The organism is Clostridium sp. AF50-3 (assembly GCF_003477445.1).
Lineage (GTDB): Bacteria > Bacillota > Clostridia > Lachnospirales > Lachnospiraceae > Otoolea > Otoolea fessa.
The window spans coordinates 111,560-124,485 of the sequence record NZ_QUDH01000003.1; the positions used below are offsets into that span (position 1 = coordinate 111,560).

At 35.9% G+C, this 12,926-nt stretch carries 11 protein-coding genes; all 11 read right to left on the bottom strand.

The window, feature by feature from the left end; all coding sequences use genetic code 11:
• Positions 1-2: 2 nt before the first annotated feature.
• Positions 3-173 carry an acylphosphatase gene (locus DW085_RS04865; protein ID WP_347474981.1) on the bottom strand — a complete coding sequence of 57 codons (171 nt, stop codon included), beginning with the start codon at positions 171-173 and terminating at the stop codon, positions 3-5.
• A gap of 3 nt (positions 174-176) precedes the next feature.
• Positions 177-1,151 carry a Gfo/Idh/MocA family oxidoreductase gene (locus tag DW085_RS04870; protein ID WP_118472191.1) on the bottom strand — a complete coding sequence of 325 codons (975 nt, stop codon included), beginning with the start codon at positions 1,149-1,151 and terminating at the stop codon, positions 177-179.
• Positions 1,152-1,176: 25 nt separating this feature from the next.
• Positions 1,177-2,211, bottom strand: coding sequence for an alcohol dehydrogenase (locus DW085_RS04875; RefSeq protein WP_118472192.1), 1,035 nt, complete (start codon positions 2,209-2,211; stop codon positions 1,177-1,179).
• A 21-nt stretch (positions 2,212-2,232) separates the two neighbouring features.
• On the bottom strand, positions 2,233-2,589 hold the full coding sequence (locus DW085_RS04880) for a hypothetical protein (protein ID WP_118472193.1): 357 nt from the start codon (positions 2,587-2,589) through the stop codon (positions 2,233-2,235).
• A gap of 295 nt (positions 2,590-2,884) precedes the next feature.
• A complete protein-coding gene (tnpB, locus tag DW085_RS04885) occupies positions 2,885-3,211 on the bottom strand; it encodes an IS66 family insertion sequence element accessory protein TnpB (protein ID WP_347474982.1) in 327 nt (108 codons plus the stop codon).
• 710 nt (positions 3,212-3,921) lie between these two features.
• The gene (locus DW085_RS19595; protein ID WP_243033932.1) at positions 3,922-5,121 is read right to left on the bottom strand and encodes an ATP-dependent helicase; all 1,200 of its coding nucleotides are present in this window, start codon (positions 5,119-5,121) and stop codon (positions 3,922-3,924) included.
• 29 nt (positions 5,122-5,150) lie between these two features.
• On the bottom strand, positions 5,151-5,783 hold the full coding sequence (locus DW085_RS19600; RefSeq protein ID WP_243033933.1) for a UvrD-helicase domain-containing protein: 633 nt from the start codon (positions 5,781-5,783) through the stop codon (positions 5,151-5,153).
• Positions 5,784-5,787: 4 nt separating this feature from the next.
• Entirely contained in the window at positions 5,788-7,983 is a 2,196-nt protein-coding gene (locus DW085_RS04895) for an AAA family ATPase (protein WP_118472195.1), read from the bottom strand.
• Between the two features lie 30 nt (positions 7,984-8,013).
• Positions 8,014-9,630 (bottom strand): N-6 DNA methylase, encoded by a 1,617-nt coding sequence (locus tag DW085_RS04900; protein ID WP_182430789.1) that lies wholly within the window; start codon positions 9,628-9,630, stop codon positions 8,014-8,016.
• Entirely contained in the window at positions 9,620-12,634 is a 3,015-nt protein-coding gene (locus DW085_RS04905; protein ID WP_182430791.1) for an N-6 DNA methylase, read from the bottom strand. The genes DW085_RS04900 and DW085_RS04905 overlap by 11 nt, the downstream gene beginning before the upstream one ends.
• Positions 12,621-12,863, bottom strand: a complete 243-nt coding sequence (locus tag DW085_RS04910; RefSeq protein WP_118472196.1) for a helix-turn-helix transcriptional regulator — start codon at positions 12,861-12,863, stop codon at positions 12,621-12,623. Before DW085_RS04910 ends, DW085_RS04905 begins: the two co-directional genes overlap by 14 nt.
• Positions 12,864-12,926: the final 63 nt, after the last annotated feature.

Sequence of the window (12,926 nt, forward strand, 5' to 3'; positions counted from 1 at the left end):
ATCTAACATTTCCCGAATGGAGCTTCGCTTCCCTGCACTTCCATCTCCACTCTTCCGTCCCACAGGTTCTCCACCCAGCCGGCCAGGCCAAGGGACTGGGCGATATAAAAGGAGCGGTAGCGGAAGCCGACGCCCTGGACATCACCTGAAAAAAAGATGTGTTTTCGTACCATAATTTACATCTCCTCCGGATACTGAAATCCCCATTCTTTTCTGAATTCCGTCATCATACCCATCACATCTTTTGTATAATCCAAATGCATGCATTCTGCATCCCCACGGATGGCTTTCTCCATATCCGCCAGCTCATAGGCCAGCGCATCTGCATGCTCACCGGTCTGAATCACTTCCGTTTCTCCGGAATCTGTATAGGTGATTCTCGCTTCCCAGGCTCTCGGATATTCCATGATTTCTATATATCCCTTTTCACAGGATACCATGCCTCTTTTCGGCTGCTTGGAATGCAGCGACAACATGACAGATGCCATCTGGCCTTCCTGATTCATCAGCAGCAATCCTGCCTGTTCATCCACTCCTGTAGGTGCCGGTTTTACCTGGGATAAAAGCTGATCCGGCTTGGAATCCATAAACCAACGGATAAAGGAAAGCGCGTACACCCCGATATCCAGCATGGCACCTCCTGCCAGGTTTTTATTAAAAAAGCGGTTGTTCATATCATATTCTTTGAAGCTTCCAAAATTCATAGTAATCAGATTCACCTTTCCAAGTTTCCCTGACTCAAGAATCTCTTTAAGTTTTTTATAAATCGGCATATGATAAATCGTCATGGCCTCACCTATGACAACACCCTTTTTATCCGCCAGAGCAATTGCCTCATCCAGTTCCCGGCTGTTTAAGGTGATAGATTTTTCGACCAGAATGTGCTTTCCATTCTCAATTGCCCTGCGCATAAAATTAATATGGGTATTATGGGGAGTTGTGATATAGATTACATCAATATCCGGGTCTGTAAACATGTCATTATAATTATCATATACCTTTTTTATCCCATATTTTTCTGCAAATTCAACCGCTTTCTCATGGGTTCTGTTACCCACCGCATCGATGTTTCGCCCGTTTTTCTTTAAGGCCACGGCCATTTCATTTGCAATCACTCCGGTTCCAAGAACTGCCCATCTGATGTTCTGCATGTATCTCTTACCTTTCTTTATCCAACTAGCACTCCACCGCTACCTTAATCACTCCATCTTTCTTGTTCTCAAAAAGCTCGTATGCATCTTCGATCCGGCTAAGCGGATAGGTATGGGTAATAAGCGGTTCCGTATCGATCTTGCCCTCTGCAATGAGGCGAAGCGTCTCCTCACAGTCGCATCCATCTACACCGCCGGTTTTAAAGGTAAGATTCTTGCCATACATATCCGGAAGCGGCAGCGTCTGGGCTTCGTCATAAAGCGCTACCACTGTGACGATTGCATTAGGCCTTGCACATTCCCAGGCTAACCGGAAAGTAGAGGGAGCTCCTGCCACCTCAAGGACTACATCGGCTCCGCCATGATCACTGTTTTTCTGAACATATTCCAGACATTCCTCCGGTGAAACGGTGTATACATCCGGATAATGCTCCTTTATAAAGCGGATACGGTTTTCATCTTTCTCGCAGACAATGATTCGTTTCGGTTTCTTTAACATTACGCATAGAAGGGTACAAATACCCGTCGGACCGGCACCGATGATCAGAACTGTATCTTTCTCCGTGATCTCAGAGATTCTCGACGCCCAATAACCGGTCGCCAGCACATCTCCCACAAACAGTGCCTGCCGGTCTGTCACTCCATCCGGAATCTTATTTAATCCCTGATCTGCAAATGGAACCCGCACATATTCGGCCTGTCCGCCATCGATACGGCATCCCAGGGCCCAGCCGCCATTCTCCTCCGTACAGTTATTTACATATCCATTTTTACAGAAAAAGCATTCACCGCAGAAGGTCTCTACGTTTACAGTGACCCTGTCCCCCGGCTTCACATGGGTCACCGCTGCCCCAACTTCTTTCACAATTCCTACCATCTCATGGCCGACTGTAATTCCAGGGACCGCCCGCGGCACACTTCCGTGTTTGATATGCAGATCACTGGAACAGATGCTGGCCAGTGTTACCTTTACAATCGCATCCCGTTCGTGCATAAGCACCGGTTTTGGTTTTTCCACTAATTCAAACTTTCCCTTAGAAATATATGTATATGCCTGCATTGCTTAACCCCCTTCTTTCTATTATTCATACTGAATCCTATTATAGGCGAAACTTGGGGTTATTAGCAAGATTTGCCGTAAAAAACATGCTTCTGCTTCATTGAAACATTCCGCGTACATGATGGCTAGTTCCAACTGCTGGCAGGCTCCGGTATCATATGTCATTTTTTCAGAAAAACGTCCAAAGCGAGTTGCCTGCGCAAGGTTCCATTTTTCAAGGATCACCTGCATCTGCTGGTTTGTCCGTTTCAACTCATCCGTAAGAACAGCCAGCTGGCTACGTAATTCTTTTTCCTGCTCCATGCTTTCAAGCAAGAGCTGCAGGATATCTTTTTTATTCAGTTTTGCCAGCTGTTCTTTTGATAACGCAAGTGCCATACGGACGATCAGTCTCCTTCGCTTTTATGGATCCAGTATAACAGAAGAAGCGAAAAAACACAAAAATCAGACCGATATCTTTTCGGTATTTTGACGGTGGAAAACTCCTGCTCCAAAAGCAGTTCTTTCTGTAGAGAATACCTTCCAGGCTGCCTGAAAACAGGTGGATCCGGCTTACTTTTCATGTGGCAGAGAAGACTGTCCACAATTCATGTTAAGCGGATAAAAAACAGAACTTTTTATCCCCATACAGGCTTTCGAATCAAACAGAAAACTTCTCTGTTTTGTACAAAAGTCACACTGGATGTTTTGGATCGATCTTATGGACAGATGGATCTATGGAGTATCCGCTCATGAGCAGATGATACTGCTCCGAAGTGATGTTCCGGGCTTCCGCTTCCGATCGGGGCCATTGAAAAGTTCCCGCCTCCAGCCGCTTATAAATAAGCAGGAAGCCGTCTTCCTCCCAGACCAGCCCTTTGATCTTCCGGTTACTGGAACCACAGAAGAATTTGAGCGTTAACATTTCATTTGGATCAGCTGTTACAGACCTCTGCACAGGGAACTGCTTTGGCTGCGTTACTTCAACAAAGCCGCTTTCTACAAGCAGGGCCTCTTTCACTTTGCGGAGCCAGTAATAATAAGAGTCTCATGAAAGCTGATGCTGTGCACAATAATCTTTGACAGACAGACCAGATTCGTTGCGCTCCTGAATAATAGCAGCCCAGTTTTTTACACGGATCTGTGCTGTGGCAAGTTTGGTGTTCATAATTGACCTCCTAGTGTGAAAAATGGGAAAAGTGTATTGTACAACTTTTCCAACATTATCTCAAACTTGGAGGTGTAGTTCTAGAGATGTGTGGTTTACTATTTACGATCGAAATGTTCCAAGACAAACTCAAACCAGATAAATAAGCACGACAAAAGCCCTTAGCTATGAGTTTTATACCCACAGCTAAGGGCTTTTTAGATAAATATGGATTTATTTGTTGCACAACCACCTGTCAATCATTCTCTAACCCTAAAACCACTGGATTACAAGAATAATGGCTCTCATGCAACCGTTATCAAATTGTTATCAAAAGACTTTTAAAAGTGCTGCAAACCCGCATAAACGCTGGATTTACTAAACATTTTTGTTTATTCAAACTCGGCAAGTCCAAAGATATTATTAAATATATTTGTTTAAGTTTTGTATCTTTTTTGCCGTTATTTTATTTCAGTTGCATATATTATTTGGGCTTGCTGATTTTCTGTTGCCAATTTGTTGCCACTTCATTATAACCGGCACAAAAATATTTTACAACCTTTATTCCAACTTCTTACAAAACTTTATATTATATAAATCTCATTTTCTAAGAACCATCCATTCGATAATGCTGTAGCTTTAACCAGCTCTTCATTTTCTGTATAAGCAACAACAGCTAAACTATTTTCTGCTCTTGTACACGCAACATAAAAAAGACGCGCTGTTCGTGTAATACCAGTATCTTTACCATCACGTTCATTTTTTATATCCGTGTCGCTCTGTGCTTTCACTCCAAACAATTTCTCATAGCTGAATAAAAAACCTTTAGCTTGTGCGTCATCCAGAATGACCATAACTCTAGGGAATTCTAACCCCTTAACACCTTGATGTGTAGCGAAACGTGTATTATCAGAAACATATAATGCATATCTTTCTACTTCGTAAAATGGCACAGACAGCGCTGTTCTCAGCGCTGTTATCTTCTCATCTTCATCTTGAGAATACTCTGTTAATAATTCATCTATACGACTCCCAACATCAAATAATCCTGTATTTTGAATAGATTCCAGGACTTCTAAACAAGTTAGATTTTTTTCATCATTCCAAAGTTGCATCAAAGTCTCCACTGCTTCTTCAGCATTTTTCAGCAATTCTGTTTGGTCTTTAAATTCCTCTACGAAAGCATCTTTACTTAATAAAGGAGAATTTTTCCTAACGATTTTGGCAACTTCAAAATCATTTCCAATCTTATAAGCTTTCACTAAAGGAGATACAATCTTTGATAAAATCGATAATTCTAATATTGAACCATCACGTAATGATGTATCAAATTTTTTTGAATCATTTAAGGGCATATATAATTCAGAAAATCCAAATCTACTTGCTGCCATATGGTGCTCAAGAATCAAACTTTTGTACTGATCATCATCATTCCACCCAACGTCACCAGTATCTTGTGCCATCATTTCTGCAACTTTTTTTTCTATATACTCCTTGTCTTTCGATTCTGAAGTAATAAATAATCGTACTATCCCCTCGTCTGCATCGTCTCTCGCTCGTTGTTTTTTGTCATCTACAGTACTTCTTATCGAATTAGCTAAAGTGACAATACGTTTTGCACTTCGATGATTCATTATTTTAACAGGTTTTATCCAATTATCCGGAATACATTTAGCAAGATCTTCTTTTCCATCCATATATATCTTTTGCATAGTATCGCCAAACATTCCAACAATAAATTTCCCACTGTATTTTTCACACACAATTAACAACGCATCAATCAATTCCTTTTTGGTATCTTGACTTTCATCAATTAATAAATTGGATATTTTGAAGTTAAAATATCCTGCATAGTTGGTTCTGTTGCAATAAACTCCGTGCTCATTTTAATGACTTCACTATGACTAAGCGAATCATATCCAACATTGTCTCCATTAGGATTGTACGAAAATTTTTGTACTGTTCTAATTTTAGCAAGCCTATCCATCTTCTTTTTTATCTTCTCTTCTCTTTTTTCGCCTGCTTTGCTTCCAGTTTTCTTAGTCTTCTTTCTTTGAAGTTCCTCAATCTCCTTTTGAACAGATTCTACAAGCCATGACTTTATATCTGCTTGATAGTATTTTATCAAATCCCATAAAAAGCTATGTATTGTAGACACAGAAAAAATTGTTTTGTACTGTAGCCTCCTAGATATTTCATCACATGCCGCATTTGTATAAGTAATCACTGCAACCTGTTTACCGTTCATTAAAAGATTTTCGCCTTGTTCTCTATCTAAAAAATTCAATGTGTTTATGAGACTTCTCGTCTTCCCCGAACCAGCTCCTGCAAATACAAAAAAACATTTTGGATTTTTTGTAGAAAAGCAATCTTCTATCTCCTTATCCACATGATCATCAACATGATCATCCCCATAACTTTTTTCTAACGGTATTTCTTTTTTCATTATTTTATTCCTCTGGATCTAAATATGTTTGTAACCATGCTAAACCTTCATCAATATACGTAGGAATTGTAAGTTCATTAGGGTCAATCGCATAAATCAAATCTAATGCAAATTCAGCTTTTTGATCTGATTTTCCATTGCGCAATGTTTCATATACTTTCTTGTGAAAAGTTTCAAAAGAATCTGCTGAATTAATTTCATCACATACACTCTTTATCAAACTACCTGTATCATCTATTGATAATTCTTTAAAAAGTTTATAATTTGTGTAAACAAGGCAATCTTCAAATGTACTCGCAATCGCCTCTTTATCGTCCCCTCCATAATCAATAATAACTGGTGTTTGATATGCAACTCGAATAGGATATTTATAAGGCGTTTCTCGTAATAGCTCTTTCTTTTCAAAAGGTAATGACAAAAGATTATCTAAATTTTTTTCTTTAAGAAGCCATTGAGTAATCGTATAATTACTACTAATCTCCCCTTTTCCACGTTCTGGAAAAATAGCTTTATGATGTCCTGTTGCTTCGGCTGAATCTATGTCTGCAATAACAAGTGTAGGTATACATAATTTTTCAATCAGCGGATTTAGTCGATGAGAATGTCTCCCGTTTATACTAAGAATTGATATATATCTTTGATATAATTTAGGATATTTATTCCGTATAAAATGTGGCACTAACATATTTTCTGCTGATCCCTCAACCAAAATCACAGCATCTGCAAAAAACAAATCACAATGTGTTGTTTGTAAATAGCGTGTTACAAATTTATCTGTTTCATCATTTTTGCCAAATACATCAGATAAATTTATCACTTTTGATGTTGCAATTATATTTGTTGAATTTTCTGCCAATCTTTTAAAATAACGCAAATCAGCGAAATTGCTTTCCCTTGCTATGTGACTTGAATGAGTACTGATTACTAGCTGCGTAGCAAAGTTACTATTTTCCTTTATAAATCTATGATTCGTCAAAACACTATATGCTTTACGAATAAATACTTGCTGCACCTGAGCATGTAAATGTGCTTCTGGTTCTTCAATTAAAACGATATGTAACGGCTCAATCACCAAACCTGAAGTTTTCTTTATCTGTTTTGCCTTCCCTTCATGCATCCAATCATCTCGAAACCTCATCAAATCAAAAACCATAGAGATAAGATTTTGATAGCCTAATCCATTATACTTTTCTGGTAATTTTAAAGTTGTATCACTCCTGCTAAGTGTGTACTGCACCGCCGCATCATGTTTTAAAGTTTCACCCATAACCATTTTAGTAGCGATTGTAAGTTTGGGATCGGCTATTCCTGGATATCCCAATTCCTCCAATTCACGAATTGCTGGTGCAAATTTAATAATAAGATTTTTATCAAACACTTGTCGTGCCTGTTCAGCAGCCTGTAAAATATCTAAATCTTCTGATGACGGAGATTTCTCCGGATCAAGATGTTTTTCATAATAATCTCGCATTTGCTCAGATAACTGTTTTTGAGATTTTGTTGTTCCTTCCGTATTATCTGGATCTGCAAATCCACGTTGTGCATCAATCATATCCACTTTAATAATTCTCTTTAATGGATTATCAATAAAACATTCCATTTCAAAAGGTGTTTCCTGAGGTATCTCTGTTTCTTCTCTTGCAGCATCTAAAATATATGTTTTAATCGAAAAATATGCATTGAGATTTTTCTCTAAAAACTCACATAAATTTTTAGGATATAATCTTATCTCAACATTTTTCTTAGCAGTCTCAGCTCTACGTGCTGCAAAATATTCCTCTCTGTAATCTGCAAATAATTTAGATATATCTTTTGGCAAAAATGCCAGTCTAGTACCCAACTTTCCTCCACGCCATTTCAATGTTGGAATGATATTTGCTACATAATGTATTTCATCACGCTCTACATCAAGCCATATATCCATTTTGGGAACTAAACTTTCCCACTCCATAAGAGTCGTAGGTTCTTTACTATCTTCTTGTATCCAACTATCACCAATTTTATTGATAGCTGAACGCTTCGATATAGTTATATCATTAAAGTTAAAGTTTCTATCTGCAAGAAACTTTCCGAGTGCATCCATAGCAGACGTTTTTCCGCTATTATTAGCCCCAACAAAAAGTGTCGTCTTTTCACTAAACTCTATATGACATTGTAAGAGTTTTCGAAAATTTTGAATAGTTATCGCCAGTATTCTCATATCTCATCTCCGCATTACTTTACAATTTTTTCACGAAATTCTTCTTTCTTTTCTTCCAATCCGACGCTCACTCAACTTAATCCATATATTTCTTAATGTAGTAACTTCAAATTCTGTTAATCCCAATCCTTCAATCAACAAAATCCGATCTGTATAATCAAGTACTTCCTCTATTTTGTCATCCCGAATTAATTTATCAATTTTAGTAACATCTAATTTTTCTGCATTCTTCATTGGAATTTTTAATTGACGTATCTCTCCTGGTTCAAATGTTAGAACACCACCACCATAGCTTCTCCCAGTAATTTCCGCCAATGCCAATGTAAAAGAATTTAAGAAAGCCGCTGCTACAAACTCAGGATTAACTCCATCTAAGAAACGCACTTTGTGAATTGTATCTGTGCTCACAGCATTTACATGATTTAATATAATTCGCGGATAACGATTAACCTGCCTTAAAATGAAGGCATCCGGCTCCCACGATTGTGGAACACAATACCAATTTTTTCTTATGCGACATTTATATCCTTTATTGTATCCTTGTTCTTCGCCATAATTAATATACTCTTGTTCTTCTTTACTAAGCTCTGAAAAAGGCAAATTTTTAGGCATAAACATGTACACTTTTTTTCCGTTTTCGATCAATGCCTTGAAATCTCGTTCTGACAAAATAACCCCTTTTAATTGCTCCGTTCTTCCAATGACCATACGAGTTGAATTAGCAAGCTGATACTCATCAACTGTGTTTCTATTTAACAAAAAGAACGAATTTTCTCCGCTTACTAAGCCTACATTTATTTCAAACAATTCTGTTGTAAACGGTATTTTTTCACTTTCCCTCAATCTTCTAATTAAATTTATTTCTCGATTTGTCAAATAGTATTTAATCCATTTTTCTGTACTATGATTAAGCTCTTTCATTTCATAATTATAAAAATTATTAAGGTCTAGTTCTTTTAAGTCATCTAAATCAGTTAATTCAATTACTTGAATTCCCTTATCCTCAGACTTTTTCTCTCCTAATAACAAAATCACTTCTTGTTGAATCTCTTCAAAAACCAATTTCTGAAAAGTAATTAATGTTAGTCTGTCAAAATATTGTGCTAAAAATTCTCTCGTTTCTCCTGCGTAATTTACTTGAAAGAGCTCTGCTGGAATAACCATTCCTAATCTTCCATTTTCACTTAACGCTAAACATGATAAAACCAAAAAAGGCAACCAAATATTAGTTAATTTTGTCGGATGAAATCCATTTTCTTTCATATAAGAGAATGCAATTTCTCTGGATTTTTCATCAAAATCTTGGTACCGAATGAATGGGGGATTCCCTACAATTGCATCATAGTTCCTTTTTCCAACAACCTTATCTCTATAAAATGCAAAAAAATCCTGGCATTCTACATTCGTACCATATTTCATCGCTTTCCTTGCTTCTTCAAGGCACAATTCTACTCCTGTAATATCTAAATTTAAATTAAGTTTCTCTCTTCTTTCTACTATAGCTTTTAAAAAATTTCCATCGCCGCAACTTGGTTCTAACACTTTCTTGGTATTCTTACTTATTATCCACTTACAAATAAATTCTGTAATAGCCTGTGGGGTGTAATATCCCCCACGCAACTTATCAAAACTTTTTTTACTCTTCATCTAAATCCTCTCGTCTACAATTCTCAGCTCCATATAATTTTGAAATTAATCCATCTAATTTTTTATCTTCTATTTGAATCAATCTCTTATACGTTTCTTTTTGAAGTTTTGTATGCTGTTCGTCTCTTTTATTTTTTAATTCCATAAGCTTCTTAACGGTATCAACTATCTCATCATGAAGTTTCACTTCATTTAAATCATCAAAGTTTATTCTATAGATTGGTAACTGTGCAACAAACTGTTTTCCATGAGAATAATAGTCCCCTCGAAATTTACTTGCTTTACTCTTTACTACCATTTCTATCATCCAATAATTCAATACTGCTTGAATGTAAAACAAGGATTCTCTTGTATCATCTTTCTTTTCTAATCCATAAAATGGTCCATTCCCTCCACCAGTAAAGCAAATTGTTCTGGCATCATATACATAATTTCCCTGAGTTGCTAAAACTGACCAAACTAAATGATCACCCTTTACAAACCTCTTTAAACTTTGGCTCCTACCAAATTGATACCAATTATTCTCCGACATATTGTTAATGCTACGTTTACATAATTCTTCTTTAAAGGAATCTAAATATTCCAATGTCTTAGGAAACAATTGTTTCATTTCATCCATGGAATATAATACTTGTTTCTTTTCCTTCTGATAATAAGGAAAAATAATTCGTCTATTTTCATTAATTTGGGCATATTTCTCTAGTTGCAAATCATAAATGCATGGTTTAGTAATTGCCGATTCAATTTGCCACTCTCTTCCTCTACAATCAATAAATTTTATAATCCCTTCTTTTTCTTCTTTTGGTTCAATAATATATATTGGATCTGCACTTGTTTGTAAACCGACAAAAATATCAACTAAAGATTCCAGCGGCTGACAATATTCTTTCTTTTTTTCTAAAGTTTGCACTATCTCATTTGATAAAAAAGTCCATGGTGCTACCCCAAGATATTCAATAGGGTATTCTTGCATGTCAACTGCTCCTGTTGCATAAAACCTATTAATATCTTTGACAAAACCAATTTCAAATGATTTCCGTTCTTTTTTTTCAACAAACAAAAGACAAGTGTATGTACTTCTTCCTTTAAAAACCTGCTCTGTACCAAAATGAATAATTTGTTTAACACATTTCATCTCTGATAGCATTTTCCGCAAGGAACTGCCCGATTTAATAAGCATAAATTTATGCGGAATTATATATCCCATTTTTCCATTCGCTTTTAATAGTGTCAATCCCTTTTCAAGGAATAAAAAATACTTGTCCAATAAATCTGTTCTTGCCGTTTCATACTCTGAAAATTCAGATTTATAATACTCATACTCGTTTTCAGAAAAGTGCACCATATTCTGTACTCGAATATATGGCGGATTTCCAACAATTGCATCAAATTTTTTCCCTGCAAACTCCGTTTCCCAATTGAAAATTTTAATTTTTTCAACCAATTCCGGATCCTCTAACAAATCCTGATTATATTGCATATACTTTTCATCTACAAGGCTATTACCATTTTTAATATTGTTATCTAGACTCGGAAGAATTCTGCAACCATTATTTTTTACAAAACATTCCATTTCATATAAAGAGCTTTCTTCAATAAGTTTAATAAGCAAACTAAATTTTGCAACCTCCACAGCCAAAATATCAATATCTACTCCCCATATGTTTTTCTGTAAAATCGTTCTCTTCTGTTCATACGACAACTTAAAATTATTTGCCGTGTCACGAATAAGTATTCCCCTTTGTATAGCTGTTTCCAAATCATTTTTCATATAATATTCAACATAACGATTTATAATAAATTCATATGCGGCAAGTAAAAAGTTTCCAGATCCACAACAAATATCTACTATTCTATAATTTCCCCATTCCGTAAATTTTTCATTTGTAAACAGCGGATTCAAAGTCGTTTTAACAATAATATCTGCAACATTCTTGGGCGTGTTTACCACTCCTTGTGAATCTACAATTTCTGGTTTTCTTTCTGCAACTACTGTTTTTTCTTTTATTACTATTTCTTCTTCCAAAAATAATTCATAAATTTGGCCAATAATAAATGGATCGACTATGCTAAACTCATAACAACTATTTGGATAGTACAATTCTTTAAAGATATCCACAAGTACACTATCAGATATTTCAAATTGTTCCCCATCAATCAATTCAAATAGTCCAGAGTCATACTTTTTATCTGCCGCCGCAAATACTTTTTTCAACTCCACATATGTACCTATATTTTTAAGGCTTTCATATTTTTCTAATTCTCGATCTTCACATATTCTTAAAAATACAATTCGATTAATCAATTTCTGAACGAAAATATTTAATGTTTCCTGATTAATCGTCGGATTATTTTCAAAAATATCCTCACTTAATACCAATCTCCATACCTTTATTTGTGATAAAAAATATTTATCAAATGGTTCCTTCTTTAGCGAACTGGATATATTCGCAAATGTTCTTTCAAAAGCTCCCGAAACCACCGTCTCATATGAAAGCAACCTAGATATCTCATCAAATTTATCTACATATTCTGTAAAATGGAAATGAGCAATCTGGGCAACTGAAGGTTTATCATTCTCGTTCGGTCTTACTGATGTATCATAGATAACCAAATCTGTAAAATTCGACAATACAGATATTTCTAGATTTCCATTCCAGCCGTACCGTCTAGTTTGAAATGCCGCTTCTTTGCTTGTCATGATATCTACATTAGGCTTTTTAGTTTCCAGAAAAAAATATGGTGTAGAACCTACATGAAATTCATAATCCGGCTTCTTTTTTACTTGTTTTCCGTTTTCCTCTACAAATACAGATGCCTCATGTTTTACTTCTCTTAAATGCTGCGGCAAATTCTTTTTATTTTGTACATCCCACCCTAATATTTCAAAAAAAGGATTTACAAAATCATTACGAACTTCTGTCTCATTGTAATCTGGTCTATTGTATTGTTTAAAGTGTTCCTGATAAGCTTCTACCAGTTTAAGCAATCTATCTTTTTGCATCCTTTTTCTCCTTTGCTTTTTTCACATTGAAAGTATCAATTTCAACTAAATCACCAATATCACAATTTAACTCATTACATATCTTTTCCAAAACAGTTAAAGTCACTGCTTCACCATTAGTCATTTTAGCAATAGTTCCATTACTAATTCCTGTTCTTCGCTTCAAATCCCCTTTTTTCATTCCGTTATCAATCAGAATTTTCCATAGTCCATTATATGAAATAGCCATCTCGCACCTCATGTTTCTTCCGAATGTATGTTCTGTTTAGTATATCATTGTTTTATCTTTTCG